Origin of the sequence: Gryllotalpicola sp. (assembly GCF_027352875.1) — a bacterium.
GTDB lineage: Bacteria > Actinomycetota > Actinomycetes > Actinomycetales > Microbacteriaceae > Gryllotalpicola.
In genome coordinates, this window is sequence record NZ_DAIEII010000021.1 from 62,887 (window position 1) to 77,738 (window position 14,852).

Below are 14,852 nucleotides of genomic sequence, written 5' to 3' on the forward strand. Positions count from 1 at the left end.
CGTTCAGTATCGGCCGCGCGGCTGCGCGTTCGCGGAAAGCCACGCGCGGCAGGCTCAGGAGGTCCTCCAGCTTTTCGGCTGCGAGACCAGGCCGCGCTCGAATGCGGCTCCCGCTGTCCCTCAGCCGGCCGCAGCAACCGCCTGGTCGACGAGGTCGGCGAAGCGCTTCGACCCATCGCGGACGCCGAGCGAGGCCGCCGCCTGCGCCATGGCCGCCAGCCGCGCAGGGTCGCGCAGCAGCGGCAGCACCGTCTCGCGTACGGCAGCGGGCGTGAAGGCCGCGTCGTCGACGAGGATCCCGCCACCGGCGTCGACGATCGCCTGGGCGTTGTAGCGCTGCTCGCCGTTGCCGACGGCATAGGGGACGTAGACCGCGGGAAGGCCGAGGAGAGTGAGCTCGCTGACGATCCCGCCCGAGCGGGACACGGCGGCGTCCGCCGCCGCGAGCGCGAGTTCCATCCGGTCGCAGTAGTCGACGAGATGGTAGCCGGGCAGTTGCGGGTCCTCGAACTCGTGCGCCGGCCCCTGGATGTGCAGCACCTGGTAGCCGGCGTCGAGCACGTCCTGCGCGCAGGCGAGCATCGTCGAGTTGATGCGCCTGGCACCCAGCGATCCGCCGGTGACGAGCAGCGTCGGCCGGTCGTCGAGGCCGAAGAAGCTCTTCGCCTCGGCCCGGGCGGCGGGCCCGTCGAGGTCCTCGATCTCGCGCCGCAGCGGCATCCCCACCCACGTCGCGCTCCTCAGCGGGGTGCCCTGGAGGGCGACGCCGACGAAGCGCGTGCGGCGGGCGCCGAGGCGGCTCGCCATGCCGGGTTTCGCATTGGACTCGTGGATGGCGAGGGCGATGTGCTCGCGGTGGGCGGCGACGTATGCGGGCGCCGCGGCGTAGCCACCGAAGCCCGCGACCGCGTCGACCCGGCGCTCGCGGATGATCGCACGCACGCGCTTCACCGTGCGGTACCACCTCAGCGGGAACGCGACGGCGTCACGACCCGGCCGCCGCGGGAACGGCAGCTTCGGGATGGTGACGAGCTCGTAGCCGCGCGCGGGAACGAGCCTGGCCTCGAGACCCTCTGCGGTGCCGAGGACGATGATCTCGGCATCCGGATGCCGCCTGACCAGCTCGTCGGCGACGGCGAGCAACGGGTTGACATGGCCGGCGGTGCCCCCGCCGGCCAGCAGGTAGCGCGTCATCGGACCGCAGGCTGCCGGGCGGAGGCGCGCGCGGTGCCCGACGCAGCGCCCTGCGCCTGTCGGCGGGACGCGACCGCGCGCGGGTCCGCCGGATGCTCGCCGCCCAGCGGCCGCGTCCTGGCGAACGACAGCACGACGCCGATCGAGGCCAAGGTCGAGATGAGGGCGGTGCCGCCGGACGAGAACAGCGGCAACGGCACGCCGAGCACAGGGAACAGCCCGACGACGACGCCGATGTTCACGATCGCCTCGGTCATCAGCCACACCAGGACGCCGCCGGTGAAGACGCGGCCGAACGCGGTGTCGGAGGCGCGCACGATGCGCACCAGCGCGATGGCGAGGAAGACGAAGAGCGCCAGCACGAGCAGCGCGCCGATGAGGCCGAGCTCCTCGGCGGTGATCGCGAAGATGAAGTCGGTCGAGGACGCCGGCAGCCAGTGCCACTTCGACTGCGAGTTCCCCAGGCCCACCCCGAAGATGCCGCCGTTCGCCATGCCCCACATGCCCTGCTGCACCTGGTACCCCGTCCCGAGGTCGACGCCCGTCGACGGGTGCAGGAACGACCCGATGCGGCGCAGCCGGTTGGAGGACGTGAGGACGAACAGCACGACGATCCCGGCGACGATGACGAGGATGACGACGAGGTGCCGGATCCGGATGCCTGCGACGAGCAGACAGCCGAGCACGAGCGCCGACATGATCATCGTGGTCCCGAGGTCGCCTCCGAGCAGGACGAGCATGAGCGAGACGGCGGATGCGAGGAGCGCGGGGATCAGCGTCGAGAACCGGTCGAGGTGGCGCTCGCGGCGGTGGAAGAACGCGGCGAGCCACACGAGCAATGCGAGCTTGATGAGCTCGGAGGGCTGGAACGCGATCGGGCCGATCGCGAGCCAGTTGCGGTTGCCGCCTGAGACGCGGCCGAGCGGAGTGAGCACGACGAGCGCCTGCAGCACCCACGAGAAGCCGAGCGCGAGCCAGGACAGCCTCGCCCACCACCGCACGGTGAACCGGCTGAGAAGGAACATGAGCGGCAGGCCGATGATCGCGTAGACGGCCTGGCTGAAGAAGCTTGCGAACCAGCTCTGCCCGCGGGAATGCGCATCGACGTACGACGACGAGAGCACCATGAGCAGGCCGAAGGCGACCATGAACAGGGTCACCCCGAGCAGCATGAAGAAGTTGCTCGACTCGGCCTCGAACATCCGCCCGAGTGACACCCGCGCGCCGCGCAGGCGGGGCAGTTCGGGCACGGCGACGCGACTCACGCGATCAGTCTGCATCCCCCTCGCCGGAATCTCCGGCAACCAGGCCGCGCACCGCCGAGGTGAAGAGATCGCCGCGCTCGTCGTATCCGGCGAACTGGTCGAACGATGCCGCGGCCGGCGCCAGCAGCACCGTATCGCCCGGCTCGGCGGCTCCGTCCGCGAGGCGGACGGCCTCGGTCATGACGGGCAGGCCGCGCTCCGTCGTCGTGACCTCGGCGAGCGGCACCTCGGGCGCGTGGCGCCGGAAGGCGTCGCGCACCGCGTCGCGGTTCTGCCCGATGAGGACGGCCGCGCGCAGTCGGCCGGCGTGCGCGCGTACCAGGTCGTCGACGTGCACGCCCTTGAGCAATCCGCCGACGATCCACACCACCGGCTCGAAGGCGCGCAGCGAGGCGTCGGCCGCGTGGGGGTTGGTCGCCTTCGAGTCGTCGACCCACTCGACGCCGCGGTGCCGGGTCACGACCTCGATGCGGTGGTGGTCGAGCCGGAACGTCTCGAGCACATCGTGGATGACGCCCGTCTCGACCCCGAACGAGCGCGCCAGCGCGGCGGCGGCGAGGATGTTCGCCACGATGTGCGCGGCGCCGAGCCCCCGCTCGCGGAGCTCGGCGACGGTGGAGAGCTCGAGCGCGGTGTGGTGGCGGTCGTCGAGGAACGCCCGGTCCACGAGGATGCCCTCGATGACGCCGAAGTCGCTCGGCCCCGGCACGCCGAGGCCGAAGCCGATGGCTCTCGCGCCCTCCTCGACGTCGGCGTCCTCGACCATGCGGATCGTCATCTCGTCGGCCTTGTTGTAGACGCAGGCGGTCTTGGTGTTCTCGTACACCTTCGCCTTGGCGCCCAGGTAGGCGTCGAAGGAGCCGTGCCACTCCAGGTGGTCCTCGGCAATGTTGAGGCAGACCGACGAGAACGGGTGCAGGGCGCCGGGCCCGCCGCGGCGCACCCAGTGCAGCTGGTGGCTGGAGAGCTCGACGACGAGCACGTCGAAGCCTCCGGGATCGCGCACCGCGTCGAGAATAGGCACCCCGATGTTGCCGCACGGCGCCGCGCGCACCCCGCCGGCCGCGAGGAACGTCGCGGTGAGCTGTGTCGTGGTGGTCTTGCCGTTGGTACCGGTGATGGAGATCCACTCGGCGGGGGTGCCGTCGGCGCGCAGCACCTTGTCGCGCACCCGCCACGCGAGCTCGATATCGCCCCACACCTCGATGCGCTCGGATTCCGCCCAGGTCAGCAGCGGGTGAGACGGCGGGAACCCCGGCGAGACCACGACGAGGTCGGCGTCGAAAGCCGTGAGCCGCTCCGGCGCGACCTCGATGCCCGGCTGTTCGACGAGCTCGACGCCGATGACGGGCAGCAGGCGCGCGTAGTGCTCGTCGGCGGCCTCGGTGACGACGATGACCCGGGCGCCGAGCTCGGCGAGGGTGTCGGCGACGGAGAATCCCGTCATCGCGAGCCCGAAGACGGCGACGCGCAGCCCCTTCCAGTCGGCGTGCCAGCTCGTCAGAGCGCCGAGCCGCGCGGCGAGTTCGGGCGTGGTCATGGCGCCCTGAGGGACCACTCGAGATAGAACGCGCCGACGCCGATCGCAGCGAAGAGGCCGGCGATGATCCAGAACCTCACGACGACGGTGACCTCGGCCCAGCCTTTGAGCTCGAAGTGGTGGTGAATCGGGCTCATGCGGAAGATGCGCTTGCCGTGCGTGAACTTGAAATAGGCGCGCTGAATGATGACCGAGCCGGGTTCGATGACGAAGAGCGCCCCGATGATGACGAGGAGGAGCTCGGTGTGGCTCTCGACGGCGAGCGCCGCGAGCGCGCCCCCCAGGCCGAGCGAGCCGGTGTCGCCCATGATGATCTTCGCCGGGTTCGTGTTCCACCACAGGAAGCCGACCAGCGCGCCGACGATCGCCGCCGCGACGACCGCGAGGTTGAGAGGCGTGCTCACCTGGTAGCAGGCGGCGACGTTCGCGCTCTCCAGACGCGGGTTGTAGCAGGACTCGTTGTACTGCCAGAACCCGATGAGCAGGTAGGCGCCGATCGCGAGGATCGACGCGCCCGTCGCGAGGCCGTCGAGGCCGTCGGTGACATTGACGCCGTTGGTCGTGCTCGCCGAGATGAGGTTGATCCAGACGAGGTAGAGGATGATGCCGACAGCCGGGATGCCGCCCCACACGAGCAGGTCGACACCGGGCAGATCGCGGATGAACGAGACCGCTGTGGACGCCGGCGTGTGGCCGTGGTCGTCGGGGAAGTTGATCGCGAGCAGGCCGAAGGCGGTCGCGACCACGACCTGGCCGCCGATCTTGGCCCAGCCGCCGAGGCCGAGGCTGCGCTGCCGACGGACCTTGATGAAGTCGTCGACGAAGCCGACGAGCCCGTTGCCGACGAGCATGAGCAGCACGAGCAGCGACGCCGCCGAGACGCCGTCGCCGCCGGTGATGAGCGCCGCCCCGAAGAACCCGGCGATCGCCGCGACGATGATGACGATGCCGCCCATCGTCGGGGTGCCGTGCTTGGCATAGTGCGACTTGGGGCCGTCCTCGCGGATGAACTGGCCGAGCTCGAGTCGGCGCGAGAGCTTCGCGAAGAGCGGGGTGAGGACGAGGGCGAGGACCAGCGAGATCGCAGCGGCGATGATGAGGGCCCTCACGAGAACGATTCTCCCAGCCGGTCGCCGAGGAACCGCAATCCCGCCGAGTTCGACGACTTCACGAGGATGGTGTCGCCCGGCTCCACCATCGCCATGACGAGGGCGTAGGCCTCATCGACGGTCTCGACGTACTGCGACTCGTCGCTGAAGAACGTGCCCTCGCGTTGGGCCGCCACGTGCATGCGGCGGGCGTCGGGCCCGACGACGACGAGCCGGTCGATGCCGAGCACGACGACATCGAGGCCGACCTGGTCGTGCGCCTCCCCGGAGTGCTCGCCGAGCTCGGCCATCGTGCCGAGGACCGCGATGGTCTTGTGGCCGGGCTTCTTGATCGTGGCGAGGGTGCGCAGTGCTGCCGTCATCGAGTCGGGGCTCGCGTTGTAGGCGTCGTTGACGACGACGACGCCGTCGCGGCCCCCGAGCACCTCCATCCGCCAGCGCTCGGCACGAGTGACGGCCTCGAGGCCCGCGACGATCGCGGCGATGGGCACGCCGAGGGCGTGGGATGCCGCGGCGGCGGCCAGCGCGTTCATGACGTGGTGCTCGCCGAGCACCCGGAAGCGCACCGGTGCGCTCTCGCCGTCCGGCAGCACGAGAGTGAACACCGTGCCCTCCGCGGAGGCCTCGATCTCGCGCGCAGTGACCTGGGCGCCGGGACCGAGACCGAACCACAGCGGGGTCGCGCGGGTCAGCGGGGCCATCTCGGCGACGCGACGGTCATCGATGTTGAGCACGGCGATATCGCCCTCGCGCAACGCGGTGACCATCTCGCTCTTGGCACGGAAGATCGCCTCCACTCCCCCGAATTCGCCGACGTGGGCGAGGCCGACCTTGAGCACGATAGCGACATCGGGCCGCGCGAGCGAGACGAGGTGCGCGATCTCGCCGAGGTGGCCGGCGCCGTACTCGGCGACGAGGAAGTCGGTCGCGGCATCCACCTGAAGCATCGTGATGGGCGCGCCGACCTCGTTGTTGAGCGAGCCCCTGGGTGCGACGACGGAGCCGACCTCCGACAGGATGCTGCGCAGCAGGTTCTTCGTCGTCGTCTTGCCGTTCGACCCGGTGACCGCGACCACCGTGAGACGGCCGAGCGCGCGCACCGCGGCGACGATGTGCTTCGCGAGGGCGCCGAGCGCGGTCACAGTGTCGCCGACGACGACCTGCGGCACGTCGAGGTCGAGCTCGCGCTCGACGACAAGCAGCGCGGCGCCCCGTTCGACGGCCTGCGGGGCGAAGAGGTGGCCGTCGGTGACCTCGCCGCGCTTGGCGAAGAAGATGCCCCCGGCCACGACCTCGCGGGAGTCGGTGGTGGACGGGCCGTCGACGATCGTCTCGGGTGCGACGTCTGCGCGCAGCACGAGACGGCCCGAGACGGCGGCGGCGATCCCGGAGAGGGGAAGCGGAATCACGACGGCATCACCAGTAGGGCTGGTACATCGTCGGCACGCTCGAGGAGGGCGCGATGTGGAAGGTCTTGAGCACCTGCTGAACCATGATCTTGAAGAGCGGGATCGCAGCCGCCGACGTCCTGTTCGTCGTCGGGTACCCGAGGTTCACCGAGATGACGTACCGCGGGTCGTCGGTCGTCGTCACGCCCATCACCGAGACATAGTACTTACCGGCGAAATACCCCGAGCCGTTGGGGTTCGGCTCCTGCGCGGTACCGGTCTTGGCCGAGTAGCGGTAGCCGGCCATCCTGAGGGTGTTGCGGTAGGGGCCCTGCTGCACGATCGACTCGAGCATGTCGAGCACGGTCTGCGCCGACTTCTTCGAGACGACGCGAACCGGCTTGGGCTTGGGCGCGTCGGTCACGGCGCCGTCGGCCTGCCGGCAGCCCTTGACGAGCGTGAGCGGGATCCGCACCCCACCATTGGCGAGCGCCTGGTAGGCGTCGAGCATCTGCGCCTGGGTGGCCGAGACGCCCTGCCCGAACAGGGTCGAGAACTTCGTCTGCGGACTCCAGGTGCTCGGGTTGGTGAGCACGCCGCTCGACTCGGCCGGGAAGTCGACGCCAGTAGCCGTTCCGATGCCGAACTTCTGGTAGTACGCGTAGCGCACCATCGGGTCCATGTTCGCGCCGAGCGACGAGATGCCGGTGTTCGAGGAGTTCATGAGGATGCCGGTGAGCGTCAGCCGCGAGTCGCCGTGCCCCTCGGCGTCGTGCACCAGGACGCCGCCGGGCGCGGTGAACGCGTAGGGGGCGATGACCCGGGACGAGGGGGTGGCATACCCCGAGTCGATCATCGCCGCGGCGCTGATCGCCTTGAAGATCGAGCCCGGCTCGAACTGGGAGGAGAACATCATCGCGGTGCTGCGGTATGCGGCCGGGGTGCCGTCGACGTTGTTGGGGTCGACGGAGGGGTACTGGGCGGACGCCTTGATCGCGCCGGTCTTCGTGTCGATGACGGCGATCTGTCCGAACTCGGCGCCGGTCTTGGCGACCTGATCGACGAGCTGCTGGTTGGCGAACCAGTTGAGGTCGGCGTCGAGGGTCGTCACGAGCGTGCCGCCGGGCTTCGCCGCCTTGGTCACCTGCGTGCTGCCGGGGATGACGACGCCGTCGGCGCCGTACTGGTAGCTCTCCTTACCGTCGACGCCGGCGAGGCACTGCTGGTAGGCGGACTCGAGGCCTTCGACGCCGACGCCCTGGGCATTGAGGTAGCCGATGATGTTCCCGGCGACGGCGCCATCGGGATACACCCGCCCCGGATGGCTCGTCGCATGCACCCACGGGATCTTCAGGGCGATGACCCTGTTGTACGCCGCGACGTCGGCATTGGAGTAGAGCAGCGCGTACAGCGAGTCCGGGTTCGCCTTGAGCGCGGCGGTGATCGCCGCCTGGAACCTGGCGGCACTGCCACCCGTCGCGTTCGCGAGCTCCTCGAGCGCCTGGGCCACCGTGACAGTGGTGGCGTGCCCCGCAGAATCCGTGAGCTGGAAATCGGCGGTGTGCGACGGGTCGGCCTGGAAGTCGTACCTCAGCACGCTGCCGGCGAGCACCGTGCCGTCGTCGGCGACGATGTCGCCGCGCGGAGCGTAGATCGTGTCGACGCTGCCGCGGGCGGCGGCGGCCTGCGCGGCGAGGGCGCCGGCGCTCACCACCTGGATGTCGATGAGCTTGTAGACGACGAGGCACACCCCCAGCAGGACGACGACCAGGATGGTCGACGTGCGCCGCTTCGTCGACTTCGTCGGTTTCACGGCGCCTCCGAATCGGCTGCTAGTGGGTGTTCGGCGAGGGCAGCAGGCCTCCTGGCCACGCTACGGGGCCGGTCGCCGCAGGGGTCGGATTGGCCTTCGGCGTTGCCGGTTTCGCGGCGGTTTTCCCAGCCGTCGCGTAGGCGCCCGCCTTCGGGACATAGTTCTGGAAGTCCGGCGTGACGTGGGTTCCGGGAGTCGTGTCGCCCGCTGTCGAATACGTCGCGATCGGCACGCCGGTCAGGAGCGAGTTCGGCACGAGGTTGCGGGCGACCGGTGAGACGACGCCCGGGCTCGGCTGGCCGAGGACGTGGCCGGTCTTGAGGTTGAGGTACACCGGGTTGGCGCTCTCCACCATGCCGAGCGCGGCGGCGTTCCGGGCGAGGTTCTGCGGGCTCGACAGGGTTGCGACCTGCTCGGTCGCCGCCTGGAGGGAGCGCGAGGTGTCGTCCTGCGTCTGCTGCAGCGAGGCGAGCTGGTAGGCGCCGTTCGAGACGGCGATGCTGAAGCCGAGCTGCACGCACACGATCGCGAGAATGGCGGCGACCGCGGCGGCGGCGTAAAAGAGGACGGGGCGCTTGCGGCGTCCGACGATCTGCTCGACGGGGGCGAGCAGGCCGCGGCGCTCTTCGTGGCGCGACGGCAGCGGTGCATCGCTGACCCAGGGATTCTCGTCGACCCATGCCTGCAGGCTCATGCCGCCTCCTTGATCCTCTCCACTGCGCGCAACCTGACCGGCGCGCTGCGCGGATTGCGCGCCTTCTCGGCGTCGCTCGCGGTCTCGGCCCCGCGAGTGAGGAGTCTCAGCTCCGGCCTGTGCTCGGGAAGCTCGACGGGCAGGCCCCGAGGGGCGGTCGAGGTGGAGCCGGCGGCGAAGATCCGCTTGACGATGCGGTCCTCGAGCGACTGGTAGGACATGACGACGAGCCGCCCGCCGAGGTCGAGGGCGGCGATCGCGCGCGGAATGGCCCGCTCGAGCACGGCGAGCTCCTGGTTGACCTCGATGCGCAGGGCCTGGAACACCCGCTTCGCGGGGTGGCCCTGGTTGCTGATCGCGGCCGGCGTCGCCCGCTGCAGCAGGTCGACGAGCTGGCCGGTGCGCGTGATCGGCGCCGCCGCGCGCTCGCGGACGATGAACGAGGCGTAGCGCCCGGCGAGCTTCTCCTCGCCGTACTCGCGGAAGAGGCGGGCGAGCTCGCCCTGGCCGTAGGTCGCGACGATATCGGCGGCGGTGAGCTCGGTCGTGGTGTCCATCCGCATGTCGAGCGGGGCGTCCTTCGCGTAGGCGAAGCCGCGCTCGGCCTCGTCGAGCTGCATCGAGCTCACCCCGAGGTCGTAGAGCGCGCCGTCGATCGAGGGGATGCCGAGGGCGGCGAGCGCCGAATCCACCGTGTCGTACACGGCGTGGACGAGGTGCACCCTCGCCCCGAAACGCGCGAGGCGCTCCCCGGCGAGGGCGAGCGCCTGCGTGTCGCGGTCGAGTCCGACGAGCGTGAGGTCGGGGAACCGCTCGAGCATCGCCTCGCTGTGCCCGCCGAGGCCGAGGGTGCCGTCGACGACGACGGCGTGAGGCCGGCTGATCGCGGGCTCGAGCAGCTCGAGGCAGCGCTCGAGCATGACAGGGGTGTGAAGGTCGGAGATCGCCATCGGAGTCCGGTGACGGCGCCTGCCCTGATTCCCATCCATTCCTACGCGGCGCCGGGGAAGTACGCCGCGGCGGATTGGCTGGGAGTCGGAGCGTGCGCCTAGAAGAGGCCCGGAATCACCTCCTCCGAGGTGTCGGCGAACGAGGATTCGTGTTCGGCGAGGTACGCCTCCCACTTCGGGGTGGCCCAGATCTCGGCCCGGTTGCCCGCGCCGATGACGGTGAGGTCGTGCTCGAGACCGGCGTACGTGCGCAACGGCTGCGGAATGGTCACGCGGTTCTGACGGTCGGGCTCTTCGTCGCTGGCACCGGAGAGGAAGACACGGAGGTAGTCGCGGGCGCGCTTGTCGGCGACAGGGGCCTGGCGGATCTTCTCGTGCAGCGCCTGGAACTCGCTCATCGAGAAGACGTAGATGCAGTGCTCCTGACCGCGGGTGAGGACGAGGCCGCCGGAGAGTTCGTCGCGGAACTTCGCGGGAAGGATCACGCGCCCCTTCTCATCGAGCTTCGGGGCGTAGCTGCCGAGAAACACGGGGCCGACCTCCTCTCCACACGCACTCCACTGACGTTGCTCCCACATTACCCCACTTTCATCCACAGATCCCGGATTCTCGGGCCAATTTCGGACAACACGAGGAGTAGGCCCCTGACATTACGGGGGTATCACCGGTGGAGGGAAATGGAGTCGGTTCGGCTCTCTCGCGACCGCGCGGGCACAAAAAAGGGGCCGATCCGTTCGGATCAGCCCGTGGGGTGGAGCGAAGTGGGTCTAGATGCGGTCGTCGGGCGGGGTCTGGGAACTCTTGCGCTTCGGGGTGAGCGCGACGACGGCCCCCGCGAACATGAGCACGAAGCCGACGATGCCCACGATGGAGAACTTGGAGATCACGCCGACGAGCAGGGCGCCGACGCCGACGACGAGCAGGAGCACCCCGAGGACAACGGTGCGATACGTGGAACGCCGACGACGAGGCCTGCCGACCGCCGAAACGAAGTCGGCGTCGTTCTGGTAGAGCTGGCGCTCCATCTCATCGAGGAGGCGCTGCTCGTGCTCCGAAAGCGGCATCGCAGCCTCCTCTCGACTGGCGGTCTGGGCCGTCCAGCAGGAGATCTGACCTCTGTTGACCGGCACTGTGCGCTTAGTGTACCCGCGCCCGGCGCCGCTAGGCTAGGCGCGTGTCCGAAAGCACTCGCCTGGCCGAATCCGTCCAGGCCCGCCTGGACCGGTTCTTCGCCGACCGCGACTCCATTGTGGGTCGGATCGGGCCTGACGTGGCCACGCTCCTGACGTACTCGCGGCAGTTTCTCAGCGGTGGCAAAAGATTTCGGGCGCAGTTCTGCCACTGGGGCTGGCGGGGCGTCGCCGCCTACTCGTCTGCGGCGCAGACGGAAGCCGAGTCCGAGGCCGCCCTCGGCGCCGCGGCCGCCCTCGAGGTGTTCCACGCGGCCGCCCTCGTGCACGACGACGTCATCGACTCCTCCGATACCCGCCGGGGAGCCCCGAGTGCGCAGGTCCGCTTCGCGGGTCTCCACTATGACAAGCGGTGGACGGGCGATGGCACCGCATTCGGCCGCGCCGCGGCCATCCTGCTCGGCGATCTGCTGCTCGGCTGGAGCGACGAACTGCTCGACGAATCCCTCGCGCTGCTGGATTCCCCCGCCCGGGCCCGCGCAGCGCGCGCCGTCTTCACCGAGATGCGCACCGATGTCACTGCCGGGCAGTACCTTGACGTGCTGGAGGAGAGCGCCTGGGTCGAGCGGAGCGAGAAGGAGGTGCTGGCCTCCGCCGAGCGGGTCATCGTCTTCAAGTCGGCGAAGTACTCCATCGAGCAGCCGCTGCTGCTGGGAGCCGCGATCGCCGGCGCCGATGAGACCCAGCTCGCGACGCTGAAGGCCTACGGCCTGCCGCTGGGTATCGCGTTCCAGCTGCGGGACGACCTGCTCGGGGTGTTCGGCGACACCGCGATCACCGGCAAGCCCAGTGGCGACGATCTGCGCGAGGGCAAGCGCACCGTGCTCGTCGCGCTCACCCGGACGAAGGTGCCTGCGGGGGTCCGTCGCACCATCGACGAGCTTCTCGGCGACCCCGGCCTCAGCCCCGAGCAGATCCTCATGCTGCAGTCGGCGATGCGGGACTCCGGTGCCGTCGAGGACCTCGAGCGGATCATCGACCGCAACGTGCTGCGCGCGAATACGGCGCTCGACGAGGCATCCCTCGCGCCCGATGCGATCAGTGCGCTGCGCGCGCTCGCCCGCTCGGTGACCGACCGCGCGTCCTGAGCCTCGCGGCACCGTCGTCGCTCGCCCTCCGCGCCGAACGCAGTCCGGAGGACCTGACGCCCGCTTCGGATCAGTGCGCAGTCGCCTGGACAATCCGCTCGGAGCCGACCTGAACCGAGGTCGGCGACACGTCACGCGACCCTGCACCGTCACGTCAGATGCAAGGCAACCGGACGCTATGCGAGGGCCTGGGCCACCCGCCTGACCTCGGCCTTGCGGCCCGAGCGCAGCGCGTCGATGGGGGCGGTGCCGAGGCTCTCCTCGAGGGAGAGCAGCCAGTCCATCGCCTCGTCGTCGCTGAATCCGGCGTCGCCGAGGACGATGAGGGTGCCGCGCAGGTCGCGCAGCGGCTCGGTGCCGGACGGCTCGAGGAAATCCTCGGGGATCCGCAGCACGCCGTCGAGCTTCGCCGCGAGCAGATGCCGGTCCTCGAGGAGGCGCCGGATGCGGCCGGGGCTCACGCCGAGGCGCTCCACGAGGTCCGGGACGGTGAGCCAGACGCGACCGGGTTGGGATTCCTTCGATGTCGCCACTTTAATAACAGTGCCAGAACGGCGGCCGTTTCGCTCCGGGTGCCGTCCCAGGGCGCTTCATAGACTCGTCGGGTGACCTCCACGAGCCAGACGGACCCGTTGATCGGTCGTCTGATCGACGGCCGGTACCAGGTGCGCTCGCGGATCGCCCGCGGCGGCATGGCGACGGTCTACCTCGCGACCGACCTGCGCCTCGAACGCCGCGTCGCCGTCAAGGTGATGCACTCGCACCTCGCTGACGACACGAGCTTCAAGAACCGCTTCATCCAGGAGGCCCGCTCGGCCGCGCGCCTGGCGCACCCCAATGTCGTCAATGTCTTCGACCAGGGGCAGGACGCCGACACGGCGTACCTCGTCATGGAGTACCTCCCCGGCATCACGCTGCGCGACCTGCTACGCGACTACGGCAAGCTCACCCCCGAGCAGACCATGGACATCATGGAGTCGGTGCTCGCCGGCCTCGCCGCCGCGCACCGTGCCGGCATCGTGCACCGCGACCTCAAGCCCGAGAACGTGCTGCTCGCCGACGACGGGCGCATCAAGCTCGGCGACTTCGGCCTCGCACGCGCCGCAAGCAAGGCCACCGGCACCGGCCAGGCGCTGCTCGGCACGATCGCCTACCTCTCCCCCGAGCTCGTCACCCGCGGCGTCGCCGACACCCGCAGCGACATCTATGCCATCGGCATCATGATGTACGAGATGCTCGCGGGCGAGCAGCCGTTCCAGGGCGAGCAGCCGATGCAGATCGCCTACCAGCACGCCAACGACGCCGTGCCCCGGCCCAGCCGCAAGAACCCGCTCGTGCCGCCGCAGCTCGACTCGCTCGTCCTGTGGGCGACGGCGCACAATCCCGAGGAGCGGCCGAAGGACGCGGGCGAGATGCTGGATGCCCTGCTCGACGTCGAGCGGGCGACGCGCAGCGCCGGCATGGGGAACGGTGCGGTCCAGATCAGCGCAGCACACGGCGTCGACGACACGACCAGGGTCCTCGACCCGGCCGAGCTGCCGCACGCGCAGACGGCGGCGACCCAGTTCATCGGCGCGCGGGCCTCATCGCTGACCGGGCCGGCAGCGCAGGTGCGCGCCGAGGCGTCCGCCGCGGACGCCGTCGGTCGGCTCGCCACGGTGAGCCGCGGCCGCCGCAGCCGGGGCTGGTGGCTGTTCTCCGCGGTCGCAGTGCTCGCCATCGTCGCGGGCGCGACCGGCTGGTGGTTCGGCAGCGGACCGGGCGCGCTCATCGCGGTGCCGCCGGTGGCCGGCCTGTCGGCGCAGAGCGCCTCCGCCAAGCTCGTCGGCGAGGGGTTCGTCGTCACGCAATCCAAGTCGAACAGCCTCAACACGAAGTCCGGACTCGTCATCAACTCCCTGCCCGACTCCGGCACGCCGCTGCACAAGGGCGACATCGTCACGATCGTCGTCTCGCAAGGGCCGAAGCCCATCACACTGCCCGTCCTCGCCAATCTTTCTCTGGCCAAGGCGACGGCCGCGATCACCGGTCAGGGCGCGGTCGTCGGCAGCGCGATCGACACCCGGTTCACTGCCGGCGTCGCCAAGGGCGCCGTGATCGCGGCGACCGTCGACGGCATCGCGACGGACGTCTCGCAGGGCGGCAGGACCGTCCAGGGCGCGACCGTCGACCTCGTGGTGTCGGCCGGCCCGATCCCGAACGTGGCCGGTCTCCCGCTCAGCGAGGCCGAGGCACAGCTCACCGCGGTGCAGCTGCAGGTCTCGCCGCACTCGACGCAGCAGTACGACAACAACGTTCCGAATGGCAGCGTCATCAGCGCTGCCCCAGAGCAGGGCAGCGGGGTCGTCCGCCCCGGCGACACGATGCTGCTCACCATCTCGAAGGGCGCCCAGCTCTTCCCGGTGCCCAATGTCGTCGGCGAGAAGCTCAACAAGGCGATCAACGACATCGAGTCGGATGGCTTCGTCCCCCAGTACCCGTCGCGCCTCGGCTTCGTCCCGGTGACCGGCAACGAGAAGTACTTTCAGGTGACCTACCAGAGCCCCGACTCGACGCAGCAACTCAAGAAGGGCAGCACCATCGCACTGACCATCTCCGGCACATTCGCCGGGGGGTGACGG

Annotated in this window: 13 protein-coding genes; 2 read left to right on the forward strand and 11 right to left on the reverse strand. The window is 70.0% G+C overall.

Going from position 1 to position 14,852, the window contains the following annotated elements:
* Window positions 1-120 precede the first annotated feature (120 nt).
* From M7D61_RS02890 to M7D61_RS02935, 10 genes are all read right to left on the reverse strand, one after another.
* Window positions 121-1,194 (reverse strand): UDP-N-acetylglucosamine--N-acetylmuramyl-(pentapeptide) pyrophosphoryl-undecaprenol N-acetylglucosamine transferase, encoded by a 1,074-nt coding sequence (locus M7D61_RS02890; RefSeq protein WP_298227408.1) that lies wholly within the window; start codon window positions 1,192-1,194, stop codon window positions 121-123.
* Complete coding sequence (gene ftsW, locus M7D61_RS02895; RefSeq protein ID WP_298227410.1) at window positions 1,191-2,459, reverse strand: putative lipid II flippase FtsW; 1,269 nt, start codon at window positions 2,457-2,459, stop codon at window positions 1,191-1,193. The genes M7D61_RS02890 and ftsW overlap by 4 nt, the downstream gene beginning before the upstream one ends.
* Window positions 2,460-2,463: 4 nt before the next feature.
* Complete coding sequence (gene murD / locus M7D61_RS02900) at window positions 2,464-3,999, reverse strand: UDP-N-acetylmuramoyl-L-alanine--D-glutamate ligase (RefSeq protein WP_298227412.1); 1,536 nt, start codon at window positions 3,997-3,999, stop codon at window positions 2,464-2,466.
* The gene (mraY, locus tag M7D61_RS02905; RefSeq protein ID WP_298227415.1) at window positions 3,996-5,108 is read right to left on the reverse strand and encodes a phospho-N-acetylmuramoyl-pentapeptide-transferase; all 1,113 of its coding nucleotides are present in this window, start codon (window positions 5,106-5,108) and stop codon (window positions 3,996-3,998) included. Before mraY ends, murD begins: the two co-directional genes overlap by 4 nt.
* Window positions 5,105-6,517: a UDP-N-acetylmuramoyl-tripeptide--D-alanyl-D-alanine ligase gene (gene murF / locus M7D61_RS02910; RefSeq protein ID WP_298227417.1), complete on the reverse strand. Its 1,413-nt coding sequence runs from the start codon at window positions 6,515-6,517 to the stop codon at window positions 5,105-5,107. Before murF ends, mraY begins: the two co-directional genes overlap by 4 nt.
* 7 nt (window positions 6,518-6,524) lie before the next feature.
* Window positions 6,525-8,309, reverse strand: coding sequence for a penicillin-binding protein 2 (locus M7D61_RS02915; protein ID WP_298227420.1), 1,785 nt, complete (start codon window positions 8,307-8,309; stop codon window positions 6,525-6,527).
* 19 nt (window positions 8,310-8,328) lie between these two features.
* Window positions 8,329-9,003 carry a hypothetical protein gene (locus M7D61_RS02920; protein ID WP_298227422.1) on the reverse strand — a complete coding sequence of 225 codons (675 nt, stop codon included), beginning with the start codon at window positions 9,001-9,003 and terminating at the stop codon, window positions 8,329-8,331.
* The gene (gene rsmH / locus M7D61_RS02925; RefSeq protein WP_298227424.1) at window positions 9,000-9,953 is read right to left on the reverse strand and encodes a 16S rRNA (cytosine(1402)-N(4))-methyltransferase RsmH; all 954 of its coding nucleotides are present in this window, start codon (window positions 9,951-9,953) and stop codon (window positions 9,000-9,002) included. Before rsmH ends, M7D61_RS02920 begins: the two co-directional genes overlap by 4 nt.
* A 98-nt stretch (window positions 9,954-10,051) precedes the next feature.
* Window positions 10,052-10,483 carry a division/cell wall cluster transcriptional repressor MraZ gene (mraZ, locus tag M7D61_RS02930; protein ID WP_298227426.1) on the reverse strand — a complete coding sequence of 144 codons (432 nt, stop codon included), beginning with the start codon at window positions 10,481-10,483 and terminating at the stop codon, window positions 10,052-10,054.
* 237 nt (window positions 10,484-10,720) lie between these two features.
* The gene (locus M7D61_RS02935) at window positions 10,721-11,017 is read right to left on the reverse strand and encodes a DUF3040 domain-containing protein (protein ID WP_298227428.1); all 297 of its coding nucleotides are present in this window, start codon (window positions 11,015-11,017) and stop codon (window positions 10,721-10,723) included.
* Between the two features lie 110 nt (window positions 11,018-11,127).
* Here M7D61_RS02935 and M7D61_RS02940 point away from each other — a divergent pair, with 110 nt between their 5' ends.
* Window positions 11,128-12,231, forward strand: a complete 1,104-nt coding sequence (locus tag M7D61_RS02940) for a polyprenyl synthetase family protein (protein ID WP_298227430.1) — start codon at window positions 11,128-11,130, stop codon at window positions 12,229-12,231.
* Between the two features lie 176 nt (window positions 12,232-12,407).
* On the opposite strand, the gene M7D61_RS02945 is transcribed toward M7D61_RS02940, so the two are convergent.
* Window positions 12,408-12,764, reverse strand: a complete 357-nt coding sequence (locus M7D61_RS02945) for an Rv2175c family DNA-binding protein (protein WP_298227433.1) — start codon at window positions 12,762-12,764, stop codon at window positions 12,408-12,410.
* Between the two features lie 72 nt (window positions 12,765-12,836).
* Between M7D61_RS02945 and pknB the strand changes: the two genes are divergently transcribed.
* Complete coding sequence (gene pknB, locus M7D61_RS02950) at window positions 12,837-14,849, forward strand: Stk1 family PASTA domain-containing Ser/Thr kinase (RefSeq protein ID WP_298227435.1); 2,013 nt, start codon at window positions 12,837-12,839, stop codon at window positions 14,847-14,849.
* Window positions 14,850-14,852: the final 3 nt, after the last annotated feature.